Here is a 17,027-nt window from a genome sequence, read left to right as displayed (position 1 = left end):
TTTTAACTCGCGTCATTCTTTGGCGCCTCTAACATTTCAAGCTTCGTCAGGCGCTCTTTCCAACAACCAGACCCATCGGGAATTAATTCTAACAATTCTATAAAATCACTTTTAACATTTTGAACTTCGCCATGATACAAACCTAAATAATCCCCAATAGTCACTCTATGCAAGGTTTCGTCTGCGGCTCTTATTAATGCCCACATTTCACCACTTGACCCTAATGTTCCTTTCATCGCTAAATTATCCAAAGGGTATTTTTCTAAAGGTTCACGCATACGCTTTGGATCTGGGTGTAGGCAGTTTTTTACTTGTATCATATTATTTTGAATAATTTCAGGCTGTGGTGCAACAAAAGGACTACGTAGTTGTCGCGAGTTATATTCAAAATGCTCAAACTGAATTAGCTTAGGGATTGCCTCAACTTTTGGCGTTGTACTGGCTTTAACCTGATCAATAAACTCTTTTTGTTCAGAGGTATCATCATTACATGCTGTGATCAGTGCGGTGGCAAAAAAGATAAGCGCTAACTTTTTCATTTTTTAGCCCCTACTTTTTTGGGTTCACTCTCGTAGCGGTATGTTTTCGCTACAACACTAAATATTAGCTTTCCTGAGCTAAAACTATTAACAGAAAAGTCATGCAGGCTTACAATACGCGGCAGTTGAGCTACCTTTCCGACAAAGTCTCCAAATTCATGATAAGTCCCTACCACTTCAATTTTAATCGGTAACTCGGTATAAAATTCTTTTTCAACTTCTGGTAGCCAACCAATTTTTAAAAAGGTTAAACCACTTGTAGTGCCTACATATGATAAGTCATCTAGCAAACCAGGCGTTTCATTCGAGGTGGGTAATCGCTTTAAAAGTAGAGAGAACTTCTCTTCCATTTCAACCATTTGTTGGCGATAAATTTCTAAATTGCTGGCTACAGCGTACTTAACACGATAAGTGCTTCGTAGCTCAACTTCTTGCGAAACAGAGCTATGATAACTGTCAATCTCATCAGAAACCAATAAGCTGTAGCTAAAAAACAAGACTAAGGCAGCAATAAATGCACAGCAAATTATTTTCACTACAATTGGCCAATCACCAATATTTTCTAATTCGATCTCATTCCATTCGATTTCTGTCAATGCTTTGATATCAAGGCTCATTGCTTAACCTCTCCAATTTTATCAAAGGCTTTTACATAAAATTCCATATTAAAATCACTCAACAGACGTGATGACGTTTCACCCGCAACAATACCTTGCATGGTGGGCTTTTCTAATAAATAGGAGCCTTGCACTTCGCGTAGCATGGTCGATAGACGATTATTAGATTCACTACGCCCAACCACATGAATTGTATTACCGCGGCGCTCTAACTTCGTTAGATAAACTCCGGCTGGTACAATTTTGGCAACTTCATCCATAATTTGGGTGCCAAGATTTCGGTTACTCTGCAACTCTTCAATTAGTCGCATACGCTGCTGCAAGCTTTCTTTCTTTTTATCTAACTCTCGTATTTCACGAATCCGCATGTCTAACTGAGTTATTTCAGTACTTAAATAATTATTCTTAATATTTTGACCATCTCTAAGATTGCCATAATACGTGCTCAGCATATACATGCTCAAAAAGCTCACAAACACCACCAAAAATAAGATCGTAGCAAACTTGTTTTGTGATTGCTTTCGTTGCTGTTCACGCCATGGCAGCAGATTTATATGTGGCATGATGAAAAACTCCTTAATGCCAGTCCTGTTGCAATTGCAAACTGCGTACGATGACGCTTGAGCACATTGCGGTCAACTTTAGGTGAAACATCCATATTTTCAAAAGGCTCAGCAACAATAGTATGTATACCTAACTCTTCAATTAACAATCTATCAAGACCATCTATCATGGCTGTGCCACCAGTCAAGACAATGTAATCTATTTGATCTTTGCCACTGGTGGTTAAAAACATTTGTACAGCACGTCGAACTTGCTGTAACAACGAAGTTTGAAAAGGCGCTAGAACCTCAAAGGTATAATTAGGTGGTAAATCACCCGTTGTTTTACCTATCTCGGCCTCATCAAAGCTTTTGTTATAGTAAGCTACAATACTATTTGTGTATTGATCACCACCAAAAACCTGGTCTCGCGTATAGATTGTTTCACCGCCGAGCACCACGCTGACCAACATCAACACTGCACCTATATCAACCACAGCAACACATTTGTTAAATGCATCACTTGGTAGTTGTTGATAATAAACGTCCATAGCACGGCTTAACGCGTAGCTTTCAACATCTACAACCTTGGCAATCAAACCTGCGGTCTCCAGAGCACCAACCCTCGCTTCAACACTCTCTGTTCGAGCTGCTGAAAGCAATACGTTCATTTTTGATGGGTCCGCTTCATTAGTTGCCAGTTTTTCAAAATCAAGGCTAACTTCATCAAGTGGATAGGGAATAAGGCTATCTGCTTCTATTTCTATCTGTGATTCCAGTTCGGCATCACTGAGCGTAACATCCATAAAAATCACTTTCGTGATAACGGTTTGCCCAGATACTGCAACCGCCGCAAATTGAACCGTCTTAGGCAATTTACGTTTTAATTTATTTATAATGTTCCCAATAGCTTCAATATCTTGAATGCTACGTTCGGACATTGCGCCTTTGGGCATGGGCTCAATTGCTAACGCCTCTAGCCGATAGCCACTGTCCGTTTCATTCAGTAACACCGCTTTGATAGCGTGTGAACCGATGTCTATCCCTATCATCACAGATGACGACTTATTAAAGAATTGGCTTAACATGTTTGCAACTTTGCCTTTGTTTTAATAATAAACAAGTTATAATTTTTGTCTGAAAAAATATTATTCATTTTTTAATCAATATATACTATCAGTCTACGATTCTAATTGGGAGTCCATTTCGGGAAAATATACGTGATTTTATTCAAACGAACTTTACAATTTTTTATCATTTGCACATTTCTTGGGCTTATTACTTTACTAAGCCTTTATTATTACGTTAAATCTGACATCCCCAGTGTGCAAGTTTTAAAAGATGTACAACTGCAAACACCGATGCAAGTTTTTTCTCGCGACGGGCTGCTCATCAACCAATTTGGTGAAAAACGACGTATTCCCGTTACGATAGATGAGATCCCTCAACCATTAATTGACGCACTTTTGGCTACTGAGGACTCCCGTTTTTACGATCATATAGGCATTGATCCTATCGGTATCGTACGCTCAGCGCTAGTGCTTGTTTCAACTGGCGAGAAAAAACAAGGCGCAAGTACTATTACAATGCAGCTTGCTCGTAACTTTTTCTTAACAAGAGAAAAAGCCTATATTCGTAAAGTTAAAGAAATCTTCATTGCACTGCATATTGAGAACTTACTAACCAAAGATGAAATACTTGCTTTGTATCTTAATAAGATTGAGTTAGGCAATCGTGCTTTCGGTATTGGTGCTGCAGCTCAAGTATACTACGGAAAAGAACTGAAGGAATTAACTTTAGCACAAATGGCGATGCTAGCAGGTTTACCAAAAGCCCCTTCTGCCTTAAACCCTATTCGTAATCCTGAACGTGCTAAAGCTCGACGAAACGTTGTACTTGGCCGAATGCTTGATGAAAAACACATAACACGTGAACTCTACGAAAGTACGATTAACGAGCCAATTACAGCCCGTTTCCATGGTGCTGAGATTGAGTTATACGCACCTTACATCTCTGAAATGGTACGCGCAGAAATGGTCGAACGCTATGGCTATGAACGCGCTTACAACACTGGTTTTAAAGTTTATACCAGCGTTGAGTCTGATGTACAAAAAGCAGCTCAAACAGCAATTGTTGATAATTTACATGCTTACGATATGCGCCACGGCTACCGAGGTATAACGCAGTTACTGTGGGATTTTGAGGCTCAAACCGCATTAAGCCACGCTGATATTATAGATAAACTCAAATCAGTAAAGGAAATTGGCCCATTACTGGCAGCAGCCGTACTGAGCGTTGATGAAAAAACAGCAACTGCGTTACTCAAAAATGGCGAACAAGTGACGCTTGATTGGGATGGTTTAAAATGGGCGCGTAAATACATTACGCGCTACCGCCAAAGTTTTCCGCCTAAAAAAGTAAGCGATATATTCAACCCAGGCGCGCAAATTTGGCTTCGCAAAAATAAAGACAATAGCTATGTACTTAGCCAACTTCCTGAAGCATCAAGTGCATTAGTGTCTTTAGACCCTAATGATGGCCGAATTAAGGCCATTGTCGGCGGCTATAGCTTTGAACAAAGCCAATATAATCGTGCAGTTCAAGCAAAACGACAAGTCGGCTCAAATATTAAACCTTTCATTTACTCTGCTGCGCTTGACAGTGGTTATACGCTGGCCTCAATTTTAAACGATGCGCCAATTAATCAGTGGGATAAAAGCCTAGGTGTTGCATGGCGACCTAAAAATAGCCCTGCGATATATAATGGTCCTATTCGTATTCGCCGCGCCTTAGCACAATCTAAAAACGTTATTTCAGTGCGTTTATTACGTGGTGTTGGTTTGCAGCGTACAGCGGATCATTTACTTAAGTTTGGTTTTCAAAATACAGATATCAATCGCAGTGAATCTTTGGCATTAGGCAGTGCTTCAATAACACCGATAGAACTTGCCCGTGGTATGAGTGCATTTGCAAACGGTGGCCATTTGATTTCACCCTATTTTATAAGCGAAATCCAAGACTTTACTGGTGAAGTACTATTTAAAACTGAGCCTTTGTTAACCTGTGATGCTATAGAAAATGAGCTATTTGCAGATCAAACGTTAACAACGACACAATTAAATCAACACGACCAAAATAACGCAGATATACCCGCCCTCCCCCGCTGTGCTCCGCGTGTCATTTCTAAACAAAATGCATTCTTAGTTGCTGACGCTATGAACAGCGCTATATGGGGTGGTGGCAGTTGGAGTCATAAAACAGGCTGGAGTGGTACAGGTTGGCGCGCACAAGCATTAGATCGACGCGATTTATCTGGCAAAACTGGTACAACCAATGACTCTGTTGATACTTGGTTTAGTGGTTTCAATCGAAACGTATTAACAACCGTTTGGGTAGGTTTTGATAATCCAGGCAATCCACTTGGACGCTCAACTTACAACAATAACTTATCCAGTGCTCAAATCTCCGGTGCTGAGTCTGGTGCAAAAACAGCACAGCCTGCATGGGTTGATTTTATGCGTGTAGCGCTTGATGGTAAGCCTGAGGCGCCGATCGAACCGCCTGAAGATCTAGTATCGGTACGTATCGACTTAGCAACAGGACTATTAAGTAAAAAGAATGACTACACTAGCCGCTTTGAATATTTTGATAAAGGTACTGCACCTACTAAATATGTACTGCAAGATGTAGAAAATATATTTGAAGAAGACACAAAAACGGAAGAAGAGCTATTTTAAACAGAATATAGTCTCTTTTAAACTAAAAAAGCGCCAACTTGGCGCTTTTTTGTTATGTTTCTCATAACTTAACTTGGCATCACTTTAAGTTTTGTACTAACCAATATAAATCAGAATGCACACCCGCAGCGGTGACTTCTTTACCTGCGCCGGGGCCTTGAATAACTAACGCATTATCGCTATACCACTGGCTGTTAATCACAAAAATATTATCGCCTGGTGTTAAATTAGCAAGTGCATCGCCTTGTGTCGCATAGGCTAAACCAACTTTAGCCGTTACTTTGCCATCAAGAATTGATAATGCGCCAGTGTAGCGCAGTACTTTATTATCTTTGGCCGCGTCTTGCGCTTTTTCAGCAATAAAATTATCAAGTAAGTGTTTTTTATCCAAGAATGACTGCCAATCCCCTTGTGCTAACTCTGCAGGCATTAACGGTGTTAATGCGATATCATCTAACTCAAGCGTAAGTCCAAGCTCACGCGCTAAAATAAGTAACTTGCGCTGCATATCGCGACCAGATAAATCTTCGCGCGGATCAGGCTCAGTAAAGCCCATCTTCTGCGCTTCTAATACTAAATCTGAAAATGCTACACTACCGTCATAGCTACTGCACAACCAAGATAAAGTACCCGAAAAAACCCCTTCGATATGAGTAATACAATCGCCACTGTTTTGTAAATCAGCTAATGCGAAGTTAATCGGTAAACCGGCACCCACACTGGTGTTATAACGCCACAATAAGTTACGCTCAGCTAAGTTTTGACGCAAACTTTGATACCAGTCGTTATTTGCTGTACCGGCATATTTATTAGCACTAATCATATGACAATCTAAATTAACAAACGCAGGGTAAAGCTTACTAAACGCTTCACTCGCTGTAATATCAATCACTACTTTATGTTCGTAATCTAATTCACCAATATGTGCTAACAGATCTGCTTCTTGGTAGTCTACAGCCTCGTTTTGCCATTGCGTTTGCCACTGTTCAAGTGTTATACCACTTGGGCTAAATAACATAGAACGTGAACGCAATAAACCAACGAGCTTGACACTAAAATGCTGCTGTAAGCGATTAAGCTGCTGACTTAATTGATCAATAAATACCTCACCTACATTACCAATACCAGCAACAATGATCGCGAGCTCTTGACCTTTATTTATTAACTTGTCATGCAGTAATGTAAGTACATCGCTATCAATAGATTGATCGGTAAGCAGTAGTAAATAATCATTATCTTGATGACTAAAACGCGGCGCTAAACTTTGCTCACTCAGCACCTGCGTTGCTTGCTCAAGTAACTGAGTTACATCATTGCGTGGCGCAACAACCGCACAACCATGTAAATTTGATTCTATAATATTAGCTCGCCCTTGCAGGTGGCTGACGACTTGATGCGTCGCTTCTGCTGGTACTAATAGGTATGTATCGCCATTTTGAATAAAATGATGCAGGCTATGTTGAATTAACTGACTTAACTCTCCCACTTCACCAGCACGAAGCTGATCAATGCGCAGTAAATCAATATTCTCCAACGTCGTAATAAACCGTTTAGCTTTACTGTAACCTTCTTTAACAATTTCTGTGGCACTGGCATCCGTATCATAACTACTGCGTACCACTAGTTTTATGTCGGTATTTTTCAAAGGTGATAACGTCTTAGCATGTAAAACAGGGTTACCTAAACGCGCAAGTAAATTAGCTTGACCACGACAGACCTTAGAATACTTAAGCGCTTTTTTAACTTTACGCGGATCAGTACTAAATACACCTTGCGTGTCGGTCCAAATTGACACCTGATTAGCATGACAGTAACTCCCTAATAAAGTGGCACTGTAATCACTGCCATTGCGCCCGAGAGTAATCGTATTACCCTGACAATCTGACGCAATAAAACCGGTTACAACATTAATACAGTTAGCCGAAACCAAGTCTGCACATGCTTGTTGATTTTTTTGGTGCAGCAACTGCCCGTCATTAAGTGTAAATAGCTGGCGCGCATCAATATCTTTCGCCTCAAGTCCTAGTTGCTGTAAATAAGCAGCCAATAAACGGGCTGACCATACTTCACCGTGAGCAAGCAATGAAGCTTCCTGTAAGCTTTGCTGTTGAGCTTGCTGTGCTATTAAGGCTAACTCTTGCTTTAACACATCAATTGCGTCGTATTGCGCTGTTGGGCTTAATAGCTGCTCAATCAAAGTACGCTGATGATTATCAAGCTGTAATAAAATATCACTTACGGCTTGTTGATCACCTTGCTGATAACTTTGCCATAACTTAACCAACGTATTGGTTGTTTTACCTGCTGCCGACACAACGACACAGTCACCTGCTTCGGTGTGTGCTAAAATAATATTTGCTACGGCTTGATAACGCTCCGCGGAGCTTAAGCTTGAACCGCCAAATTTATGAACTATATTTACCATTTTCTATTACCACAAAGCCGTATGTGCAGGCGTTAATTTGAATGAATTTGTTTGCTCTGTACTTTGCTGCGTCGAGTTACTCTTAGTAGTCGTCGAACTACAATTACCTTGGCCTGGCTTAACTTTGTTAAACACACGTTCTAAATCAGCAACTAAGTCTTTTACATCTTCAATACCCACCGAAATTCTGATTAACGTATCACCCACACCCGCCTCTAAGCGAGCTGTTGCATCCATACCAGCATGAGTCATCGTTGCAGGGTGACATATTAGGCTTTCTACACCGCCTAACGATTCCGCTAAACTGAATTCTTCTAGGCTCGTTAAAAATGCTGCTGCATCATTTACATCACCAGCAATATCAAAACTTACCATGCCACCAAAACCACGTTGTTGTTGTTTTGCTAACTGATGTTGTGGATGAGATTCTAAACCAGGGTAATATACTTGGCTCACATAGGGTGAACTTTCTAAATATTGCGCAATGATAAAGGCATTTTCTTGGTGCTGACGTAAACGTACATTTAAAGTCCGCAGGCCACGTAATGTTAAATAACTATCAAATGGTGCACCTGTAATACCAATATTATTTGCCCACCAAGCAAGCTCGTCACCCAGCTCTTGTGTTGCTGCAATGACAGCGCCGCCAACAACATCGGAGTGGCCATTAATATATTTAGTGGTTGAATGCACAACAATATCAACACCAAATTCAATTGGGTTTTGTAAGGCCGGTGATAAAAACGTGTTATCTGCGCCAACTAAAGCGCCGCACTGCTTTGCAATTGTCGTAATCGCTTTAATATCAGTTAAACGTAAAATTGGGTTGCTTGGTGTTTCAATCCAAATTAGCTTAGGTTTAATCTCAAGTATTTTTTGATGGTTTTCAGCGTTTGTTAAATCTAGAACCACTAATTTTAATAAGCCGCGCTTTTCAAGCGAAGTAAACAAACGGTAGCTGCCGCCATAACAGTCATGTGGAATGACTAACGTATCATCACTATTTAGTAATTGTGTTGCTAAATGTACTGCCGCCATGCCGGTAGCAGTTATAATGCCTTTGGCACCGCCTTCAAGCTTTGCGAGTGTTTCGCCAAGTAAATCACGATTAGGATTACCGCTACGGCCATAATCATATTCGCGCTTAGTATCAAAATCGGCAAATGAATAGGTGGTCGATAGGTGGATAGGAGGCACAACAGCACCGTGATGTTTATCAGCATCAATGCCATTACGTACTGCGATTGTCGCTTTATTTTTTTTGCTCATACCGTCACCTATATTAACTGGATGTTTAGACGTCTAAAAGGTTAGATGATCAAATTTAAGAAGTCAAAACATTTATACCCCTAGATGGCTAAATAACTAGTATTTGACTATCTTTTTTAAAACGATAGAATTTCCGCATCTTTGCGCTACAAAATGGTCGCGCAAACAATTAACAACCTGAGGCAACGATACATCTTATGGCTAAATGGAATGGTGAATATATTCACCCATATGCAGAACACGGGAAAAAATCAGAACAAGTTAAGAAGATCACCGTTTCGATCCCGTTAAATGTATTAAAGGTTTTAACTGATGAGCGTACTCGCCGTCAAATTAATAACCTTAGACATGCAACAAATAGTGAATTACTTTGCGAAGCATTTTTACACGCATTTACTGGCCAACCATTGCCAAACGATGAAGACTTACGTAAAGATAATCCAGAAAAAGTACCAGAAGAAGTTAAAAAGATTATGCAAGAGATGGGTTTAGAAGTGCCTATCCTGAATGAAGACTGATCTTCACCTGTAAATAACGTGCACCTGTTTCAGGCAATGATTTGGATACAAAAAACCTCAATTCAGTGAATTGAGGTTTTTTATTGCCAAATAGTGCCTATTACGCCATATAGTTTTCAGGCATATCAATTTGTGCAACACCTGAATCAATAGCCGCTTGCGCCACTGCTTTTGCAATGCGCGGTAATAAACGCGGGTCCATTGGTTTAGGGATAATATACTGTGGTCCAAATTCAAGTTTATCAACACCTGCTGCTTTTAATACTTCAGCAGGCACTGGCTCTTTAGTAATACTGCGAATTGCCTCAACTGCGGCAATTTTCATTTCATCATTTATTTTGCTCGCACGTACGTCTAATGCACCACGAAAAATAAACGGGAAACACAACACGTTATTTACTTGATTTGGATAATCAGAACGACCCGTTGCCATAATCAAATCATCGCGCGCACCATGAGCAAGCGCAGGTGCAATTTCTGGATCTGGGTTTGAACATGCAAAAACAACTGGCCTATCAGCCATCAGCTTAAGATCTTCCGGTGCAAGCAGGTTCGGTCCTGATACACCAACAAATACATCAGCATCAGCAATAACATCTTGCAAAGTGCGCTTATCTGTATTGTTAGCAAACAACTGTTTATATTCATTTAAGTCATCACGACGCGTATGAATAACACCTTTACGATCAAGCATATAAATGTGCTCACGCAATGCGCCACACTTAATTAATAGCTCCATACATGCAACAGCGGCCGCACCGGCACCCAAACAAACGATAATCGCATCTTCAATGCTTTTACCCTGCACTTCAAGTGCGTTAATCATACCTGCAGCAGTTACAATAGCTGTACCGTGTTGATCATCATGAAACACTGGAATACTACAGCGCTCAATCAATGCTTTTTCAATTTCAAAACACTCTGGGGCTTTAATATCTTCTAGGTTGATACCACCAAAAGTATCAGCAATATTTGCAACGGTATTGATGAAATCTTCTGTGGTTGTGTGTTTTACTTCAATATCAATTGAGTCAAGGCCAGCAAAGCGTTTAAACAACAAAGCTTTGCCTTCCATAACTGGTTTTGAAGCAAGAGGTCCTAAATTACCTAGGCCTAAAATAGCAGTACCATTGGTAATTACTGCAACCATATTACCTTTGCCAGTATATTTATAAGCATTAGCTGGATCTGCGGCAATTTCACGCACAGGCTCAGCCACACCAGGGCTATAAGCTAGAGCGAGATCTTGTACGGTTTCGGCTGGCTTAGTAAGCTCAACACTGATTTTTCCTGGAACGGGGTGCGAATGGTAATGTAAAGCTTGTTCACGAAAGTCTGACATAACGCGATTTTATCCTGCAAGTAAGTTAAAAGTGAGAGTAAGCAGTTCTATTCTATAGTCTGTATCTTGGAACGATACCTATATTACAATTAAATTCAAGCAATATCAGGTCTATCCTGTTATAAGCTAGATCTGTTAATTTTATGCGTTTTATCGACCAGTTTTGTAAAAAAACCTCAAAATCCAGCAATAACACGCCAAGAAAGCATCAAAAAACCTGTTCTAAAATCATCTAAATAGTACTTTATTACACCTAAAATACACATTCCCTATAAAAGATATAAATATACGACGTTAGCGTCATTTAGGCTCATTAAATGACTTTTTATCAACATAACATCAATTAATTAAACAAAATATATTACTGAATATAGTTAAAATCTAACTGTTTGTCTGTTATTTAGTGGCTATAGTCACTATAAAAACTAAAAATGATGGTTACTTTAGGCAGGGGTAAAAAAGGGTGAATTTAACCGCTGATACTTGGGCGTGTTATCCTTTGTGGATTGAAATTTGTTCAATCTAGGGGCGATTTAATCGCGGCGCGAGGTTTGAAATCGAGTGGGCTAAGTAAAAACCGAGCAAAGCTTCCGCGTCCTGCTCACGCCCCTTGCCTACCCCCATGTAGGTAACAAAGAGTTAATCGCCCCAAGGAATAACTCTTTGGGCAGCGCATGTTTGGCATTTATACTGCGTTATCGCCTATTTGTGGGGAACACCACACTACTATAGGCGCTGCCTTGCTTAAATACCAAACATGCTGCAAAATTAATCACGAAAGGTCACACGCCCTAACCAGTTTTAATTAAATTGCAGGCATAAAAAAAGCACCCTAAGGTGCTTTTTCCGACACAACAGCAATAATTACTTGCTGCTAAGTGCACCGAAACGCTTGTTAAAGCGATCAACACGGCCACCAGTGTCTAAAATCTTTTGCTTACCAGTGTAAAACGGGTGACACGCAGAACATACGTCTAGGTGAATGTCTTTACACAAAGTAGAACGAGTTTCGAACTTATTTCCGCATGAACAAGATGCTGAAATTACTTCGTACTTAGGGTGAATACCTTCTTTCATAGAAACCTCTAGTTAAGGCCGCATCGCTCTCCAAACCCGAAGTCTGGCACCATACGTCGTTAAAATCAAAATAATTAGGACGCGTATTCTAAGCAACAACCCTGCCTACGACAAGCTTTAAATACATTATTTGCTAATAATATAAACAAAAAAAATAAACAGCCTATTTGCTGGTAGGCTTTTTTCTGCAATTTTAGTACATTATCACTCTTACTTGCTTTTATTTGAGTTGTTATGAGTTTTGTTGAAGTTGCTATAAAGGTGCCATTACATCGCACCTTTGATTATCGCCTACCTGAGCAACTTGATGGGTTGAGTTCACAGCTACATGTTGGCTCACGCGTATTAGTCCCTTTTGGTAATCAACGAAAGGTTGCGGTGGTTTTAGCACTTAAAGACACAACCGAGGTGCCTTTAAATAAAATAAAAAGTATTTTTGAAGTTATTGACGACGCGCCAATATTAACCACAAGCCACCTAGATCTATTACGATTTACTGCTCGTTATTATTGCTACCCACTAGGTGAAACAATCCATATAGCGTTGCCAAGTGCACTACGCCAAGGCCATTGCCCTGATAAAACGAGTATTTCGATGGTCGCGTTAACTGAAAAAGGTGCCAAACTTCCTTCGTTAAAAGCAAAAAGCCAATTAAATTTACTTAAACAATTAGCGCAATCAGGTAAATCATCCTTAACAGAATTAAAAGCGTTAGGGTTTAATAAAAAAACCATTGATAGTCTGATCAGCAAAGAGCTCATTAATCAAAGCATTGAGCACGACAACTTGTGGCAGCAGCAAGCACCAACAGTCGGTACTAAACCAACGCTGAATAAAGAACAAGCAGTCGCCTGCACAGCAATAAATCAAAGCACTGGCTTTAATAGTTTTTTACTTGAAGGCGTGACCGGCAGCGGGAAAACAGAGGTTTACCTACAGTGCCTTGAAGAGGTGTTAAAACGCGCAGAACAAGCACTCGTCTTAGTGCCTGAAATTGGCCTAACACCACAAACAGTCAACCGGTTTCGCCGTCGCTTTCCCGACACGCCTATTATGCTATGGCACTCAGCATTAACCGATAACGAACGCCTGCAAACCTGGCGATTTTGTGAAAAAGCCAGCTGCGCAATCGTAATTGGTACTCGTTCGAGCATTTTTTTGCCTTTTTTAAAACTTGGGATGATCATTGTTGATGAAGAACATGATAGCTCTTTCAAGCAACAAGACACCTTACGCTATCACGCTCGCGATTTAGCTGCGTATCGCGCTTTTCAGCATAAGATACCGCTCATACTCGGCTCTGCTACGCCAGCTCTAGAAACATTGCATAAAGCGATTAATAATAAATATCAATTACTAAGCCTTACTCAGCGCGCGCAAACCAGTACCGACAATAAATTTCAATTGCTTGATATGAAAGGCCAACCAGATCAAGCAGGCATTGCACATGCAAGCCTTGCAACCATTCGCCAACACTTAAAGCGCAACAAACAAGTCATGGTGTTTTTAAATCGCCGTGGTTTTTCGCCCACGCTAATCTGCCATGAATGTGGCTGGTTAAGTGAGTGCACGCGCTGTAGCACTAGCGCAACCTTTCATAAAGCAATTGGTCAGATGATTTGCCACCACTGCGGTGAACAACACCCAGTACCCCATCAATGCCCTGATTGCGGGAGTACACAAATATTCCCTAACGGTAAAGGCACTGAACAAATTGAAGAATTTTTAACAGGTGAATTTCCAGATACACCGATAAGCCGCATCGATCGCGATTCAACACGGCGAAAAGGCAGCCTAGAAAAAGCCCTTGATGAAATTAACTTAGGCGGCTCACGCATCTTGGTTGGTACACAAATGCTCGCTAAAGGGCATCATTTCCCGGATGTAAGCTTAGTGCTGATTTTAGACGTAGACAGCGGTTTATATTCCTGTGATTTTCGTGCTACAGAACATTTGGCACAGCTAGTTACCCAAGTAGCTGGGCGAGCTGGACGCAGCGGGGAGCCTGGGCAAGTATTACTACAAACTCATTTTCCTGAACACCCACTATTACAAGATTTGGTAAACAATGGTTATCAAGATTTTGCCCGCTTTGCGATACAAGAACGTGAGGACGCACTATTGCCCCCCATTACCAACATGGCAATTGTGCGAGCAGAAGGACACAGCATAAAACAAGTCGTCGATTTTTTAACAGATTTAGTTCCAGTGCATGGTCTAACTGGTATACAATTGCTAGGTCCAATTCCTGCTCCATTAGAGCGAGTAGCAGGTAAGTATCGTTTTCAATTACACATTCAAGCGCACGATCGCCCTCTTTTACACCAATATCTCGCGCAGATGGTCGATTATTTAAGCACCAGTAAATTAGCACAGAAGGTGCGCTGGAGCTTAGATGTAGACCCAATAGATATGATTTAAGGTAAGAAACAAAAAGCCATGGCACGACACGATTTTATCAATAAAGAACCAGGCAAACGTTCCAGTAAAAAACAAGCCCCACCAAAAAAGCCATTTCCAGTATTGTTAGTATTGCTAACTATGCTTCTTGTTGGTGGTTTTAGTTTTGGCCTGTGGTACGTAAAAAATAATGCAGATCCAAAACTTGTAGAGCAGCAGGCAAATCCAACGCAACCCACAGTAAAAGTTGAGCCCGCAAAACCGCGTCCGCCTGAGTTTATTAAAGAAATAAAAGAACACGAAATTCAAGTTGAAGTAAAAGAGCTTGAGCAAAAAGGTCCTTATGTCATGCAATGCGGATCTTTTAGAACCCATGGTCAAGCTGAAACCCTCAAAGCTAAAATTGCCTTTGCAGGTTTAATTGCTGAGATACGTGAAACCACTGGCACCAATGGTATTTGGTATAAAGTACGTTTAGGCCCCTATAAAACCAAGCGCTTAGCTGAAAGCGACAAAAACAAACTCAAGCGTAGCAAAATAACTGGCTGCGGAATTTGGCTTTGGACTTGAATTTAGCCCATTAACCCATATTAACTCATCATCAATCGCTTTTAACGAGTCGCCCTGCGGCTCGATGATGAGGAATAACATGACCACTATTGTAAGTGTACGTCGCGGCGATAAAGTCGTCATTGGTGGCGATGGCCAAGTTTCGCTTGGCAACACCGTAATGAAGGGCAATGCCCGCAAAGTTCGACGCCTTTATAATGGCAAAGTGATCGCTGGTTTCGCTGGCGGCACTGCTGATGCCTTTACCCTATTCGAACGTTTTGAAAGCAAACTTGAAATGCACCAAGGCAACCTAACCAAAGCCGCAGTAGAAATGGCTAAAGATTGGCGAAGTGACCGCGCGCTGCGAAAATTAGAAGCCCTCCTTGCTGTTGCAGATTCAACCGCCTCACTGATCATTACAGGTAACGGTGATGTAGTGCAGCCAGAAAATGACTTAATAGCAATCGGCAGCGGTGGTAATTTTGCTCAATCCGCCGCCACTGCATTATTAGAAAACACCGATTTAAGTGCCCATGAAATTGTAGAAAAAAGCCTAACAATTGCCGGCAATATCTGTGTATTCACAAATAACTTCCAAACCATCGAAGAATTGTAATAGGAACTGCTATGTCTGCTATGACTCCCAGAGAAATCGTCCATGAACTTGACCAACATATCATTGGCCAAGCAAAAGCAAAAAAAGCCGTGTCTATTGCACTTCGTAATCGCTGGCGCCGCATGCAATTAAATGAAGATTTGCGTGCTGAAGTAACACCAAAAAATATTTTACTTATCGGCCCAACCGGCGTAGGTAAAACTGAAATAGCACGTCGCTTAGCTAAACTTGCCAACGCACCTTTTATTAAAGTGGAAGCAACGAAGTTCACTGAAGTGGGCTACGTAGGTAAAGAAGTAGAAACGATTATTCGTGACTTAGTTGACGTATCAATCAAAATGACACGTGAACAACAAACCAAAAAATTTAAGCACCGCGCTGAAGAAGCCGCAGAAGAACGCATTTTAGATGCCCTACTGCCACCAGCAAAAGATTCATTTGGTGAAAACCAGCGTGATGAAGGCTCGTCGACTCGTCAAGTTTTTCGCAAAAAATTACGTGAAGGTCAGTTAGATGACAAAGAAATCGATATTGATGTAGCGCAAGCACAGCCCAATGTTGAAATCATGGCACCTCCTGGTATGGAAGAAATGACCAATCAATTGCAAGGCATGTTCCAAAATATGTCGGGCGACAAGCGCACTAAACGCAAACTTAAAATTAAAGAAGCGTTTAAGCTGTTAATTGAAGAAGAAGCTGCAAAATTAGTTAACCCTGAAGAGCTAAAAGAACAAGCTATTTTTGCCGCAGAGCAAAATGGCATTGTTTTCATCGATGAAATTGACAAAATTTGTAAGCGCGGTGACTCTTCAGGCCCTGACGTGAGCCGTGAAGGCGTGCAACGTGACTTACTGCCGCTAATTGAAGGTTCAACCGTTAGCACTAAGCATGGCATGGTTAAAACAGATCACATGTTATTTATTGCCTCAGGCGCATTCCAAATGTCTAAACCATCTGACATGATCCCAGAGCTGCAAGGTCGCCTGCCTATTCGCGTTGAACTTGAAGCGCTAACCGCTGATGACTTTAAACGCATTCTAACAGAGCCACACGCATCGCTTACTGAGCAACAGCGTGAGCTACTTAAAACTGAGCAAGTTACAGTAGAGTTTAGCGACGACGCAATAGAGCGCATAGCTAAAGCCGCATGGCAAGTAAATGAGAAAACCGAAAATATCGGCGCTCGCCGCCTACACACTGTGATGGAAAAGTTAATGGAAGAAATTTCATACGACGCATCAGAGCAGGCCGGTACAAGCATTGTTATTGATGCCGCATATGTTGAAAAACACCTAGGCGCATTGGTTGAAGATGAAGACTTAAGCCGCTTTATTCTTTAATTTCCTCTCTTATTTTAAGATATACTTTAAAGCCTCCAGTTGGAGGCTTTTTA

14 protein-coding genes are annotated in these 17,027 nt (G+C 41.0%); 6 read left to right on the top strand and 8 right to left on the bottom strand.

Going from position 1 to position 17,027, the window contains the following annotated elements:
- Nucleotides 1–2: 2 nt before the first annotated feature.
- Genes ADS77_RS12800 through ADS77_RS12785 form a run of 4 tightly spaced genes read right to left on the bottom strand, consistent with a single transcriptional unit; the run spans nt 3 to nt 2,786 of the window.
- Nucleotides 3–539: a pilus assembly protein PilP gene (locus ADS77_RS12800; protein WP_054454778.1), complete on the bottom strand. Its 537-nt coding sequence runs from the start codon at nt 537–539 to the stop codon at nt 3–5.
- Entirely contained in the window at nt 536–1,156 is a 621-nt protein-coding gene (locus ADS77_RS12795; protein ID WP_054204877.1) for a type 4a pilus biogenesis protein PilO, read from the bottom strand. Before ADS77_RS12795 ends, ADS77_RS12800 begins: the two co-directional genes overlap by 4 nt.
- Nucleotides 1,153–1,719 (bottom strand): PilN domain-containing protein, encoded by a 567-nt coding sequence (locus tag ADS77_RS12790; RefSeq protein ID WP_054204878.1) that lies wholly within the window; start codon nt 1,717–1,719, stop codon nt 1,153–1,155. Before ADS77_RS12790 ends, ADS77_RS12795 begins: the two co-directional genes overlap by 4 nt.
- Nucleotides 1,707–2,786, bottom strand: coding sequence for a pilus assembly protein PilM (locus tag ADS77_RS12785; protein WP_054204879.1), 1,080 nt, complete (start codon nt 2,784–2,786; stop codon nt 1,707–1,709). Before ADS77_RS12785 ends, ADS77_RS12790 begins: the two co-directional genes overlap by 13 nt.
- Nucleotides 2,787–2,918: 132 nt before the next feature.
- On the opposite strand from ADS77_RS12785, the gene ADS77_RS12780 reads away from it, so the two are divergent.
- Complete coding sequence (locus tag ADS77_RS12780) at nt 2,919–5,435, top strand: penicillin-binding protein 1A (protein ID WP_054454775.1); 2,517 nt, start codon at nt 2,919–2,921, stop codon at nt 5,433–5,435.
- Between the two features lie 79 nt (nt 5,436–5,514).
- Here the strand turns inward: ADS77_RS12780 and metL are convergent, their stop codons facing one another.
- Nucleotides 5,515–7,860: a bifunctional aspartate kinase/homoserine dehydrogenase II gene (gene metL, locus ADS77_RS12775; protein ID WP_054454774.1), complete on the bottom strand. Its 2,346-nt coding sequence runs from the start codon at nt 7,858–7,860 to the stop codon at nt 5,515–5,517.
- Between the two features lie 6 nt (nt 7,861–7,866).
- Nucleotides 7,867–9,129 carry a cystathionine gamma-synthase gene (gene metB, locus ADS77_RS12770; RefSeq protein ID WP_054204882.1) on the bottom strand — a complete coding sequence of 421 codons (1,263 nt, stop codon included), beginning with the start codon at nt 9,127–9,129 and terminating at the stop codon, nt 7,867–7,869.
- A gap of 197 nt (nt 9,130–9,326) precedes the next feature.
- Between metB and metJ the strand changes: the two genes are divergently transcribed.
- The gene (metJ, locus tag ADS77_RS12765) at nt 9,327–9,647 is read left to right on the top strand and encodes a met regulon transcriptional regulator MetJ (RefSeq protein ID WP_054204883.1); all 321 of its coding nucleotides are present in this window, start codon (nt 9,327–9,329) and stop codon (nt 9,645–9,647) included.
- A 100-nt stretch (nt 9,648–9,747) separates the two neighbouring features.
- Here the strand turns inward: metJ and ADS77_RS12760 are convergent, their stop codons facing one another.
- Complete coding sequence (locus ADS77_RS12760) at nt 9,748–10,989, bottom strand: malic enzyme-like NAD(P)-binding protein (protein WP_054204884.1); 1,242 nt, start codon at nt 10,987–10,989, stop codon at nt 9,748–9,750.
- A gap of 864 nt (nt 10,990–11,853) precedes the next feature.
- Nucleotides 11,854–12,066 (bottom strand): 50S ribosomal protein L31, encoded by a 213-nt coding sequence (gene rpmE / locus ADS77_RS12755; protein WP_054204885.1) that lies wholly within the window; start codon nt 12,064–12,066, stop codon nt 11,854–11,856.
- 234 nt (nt 12,067–12,300) lie between these two features.
- Here rpmE and priA point away from each other — a divergent pair, with 234 nt between their 5' ends.
- From priA to hslU, 4 genes are all read left to right on the top strand, one after another.
- Nucleotides 12,301–14,487 carry a primosomal protein N' gene (priA, locus tag ADS77_RS12750; RefSeq protein WP_054454771.1) on the top strand — a complete coding sequence of 729 codons (2,187 nt, stop codon included), beginning with the start codon at nt 12,301–12,303 and terminating at the stop codon, nt 14,485–14,487.
- Between the two features lie 18 nt (nt 14,488–14,505).
- Nucleotides 14,506–15,036, top strand: coding sequence for an SPOR domain-containing protein (locus ADS77_RS12745; protein ID WP_054454770.1), 531 nt, complete (start codon nt 14,506–14,508; stop codon nt 15,034–15,036).
- Between the two features lie 79 nt (nt 15,037–15,115).
- Nucleotides 15,116–15,634 (top strand): ATP-dependent protease subunit HslV, encoded by a 519-nt coding sequence (hslV, locus tag ADS77_RS12740; RefSeq protein ID WP_054204888.1) that lies wholly within the window; start codon nt 15,116–15,118, stop codon nt 15,632–15,634.
- Nucleotides 15,635–15,645: 11 nt separating this feature from the next.
- Nucleotides 15,646–16,974: an HslU--HslV peptidase ATPase subunit gene (gene hslU, locus ADS77_RS12735; protein ID WP_054204889.1), complete on the top strand. Its 1,329-nt coding sequence runs from the start codon at nt 15,646–15,648 to the stop codon at nt 16,972–16,974.
- The last annotated feature ends 53 nt before the right edge of the window (nt 16,975–17,027 follow it).

Origin of the sequence: Pseudoalteromonas porphyrae (assembly GCF_001298125.1) — a bacterium.
Lineage (GTDB): Bacteria > Pseudomonadota > Gammaproteobacteria > Enterobacterales > Alteromonadaceae > Pseudoalteromonas > Pseudoalteromonas neustonica.
Note: the sequence above shows the minus strand (reverse complement) of the source record. Positions and strands in the feature narration are given on the sequence as shown.

Bases quoted from the DNA above. Each gene is read 5' to 3' on its own strand.
- ADS77_RS12785 (WP_054204879.1), bottom strand. From the start codon at position 2,786: ATGTTAAGCCAATTCTTTAATAAGTCGTCATCTGTGATGATAGGGATA.
- ADS77_RS12760 (WP_054204884.1), bottom strand. From the start codon at position 10,989: ATGTCAGACTTTCGTGAACAAGCTTTACATTACCATTCGCACCCCGTT.
- ADS77_RS12745 (WP_054454770.1), top strand. From the start codon at position 14,506: ATGGCACGACACGATTTTATCAATAAAGAACCAGGCAAACGTTCCAGT.
- ADS77_RS12795 (WP_054204877.1), bottom strand. From the start codon at position 1,156: ATGAGCCTTGATATCAAAGCATTGACAGAAATCGAATGGAATGAGATC.
- metJ (WP_054204883.1), top strand. From the start codon at position 9,327: ATGGCTAAATGGAATGGTGAATATATTCACCCATATGCAGAACACGGG.
- hslU (WP_054204889.1), top strand. From the start codon at position 15,646: ATGTCTGCTATGACTCCCAGAGAAATCGTCCATGAACTTGACCAACAT.
- rpmE (WP_054204885.1), bottom strand. From the start codon at position 12,066: ATGAAAGAAGGTATTCACCCTAAGTACGAAGTAATTTCAGCATCTTGT.
- hslV (WP_054204888.1), top strand. From the start codon at position 15,116: ATGACCACTATTGTAAGTGTACGTCGCGGCGATAAAGTCGTCATTGGT.
- priA (WP_054454771.1), top strand. From the start codon at position 12,301: ATGAGTTTTGTTGAAGTTGCTATAAAGGTGCCATTACATCGCACCTTT.
- ADS77_RS12790 (WP_054204878.1), bottom strand. From the start codon at position 1,719: ATGCCACATATAAATCTGCTGCCATGGCGTGAACAGCAACGAAAGCAA.
- ADS77_RS12800 (WP_054454778.1), bottom strand. From the start codon at position 539: ATGAAAAAGTTAGCGCTTATCTTTTTTGCCACCGCACTGATCACAGCA.
- metL (WP_054454774.1), bottom strand. From the start codon at position 7,860: ATGGTAAATATAGTTCATAAATTTGGCGGTTCAAGCTTAAGCTCCGCG.
- metB (WP_054204882.1), bottom strand. From the start codon at position 9,129: ATGAGCAAAAAAAATAAAGCGACAATCGCAGTACGTAATGGCATTGAT.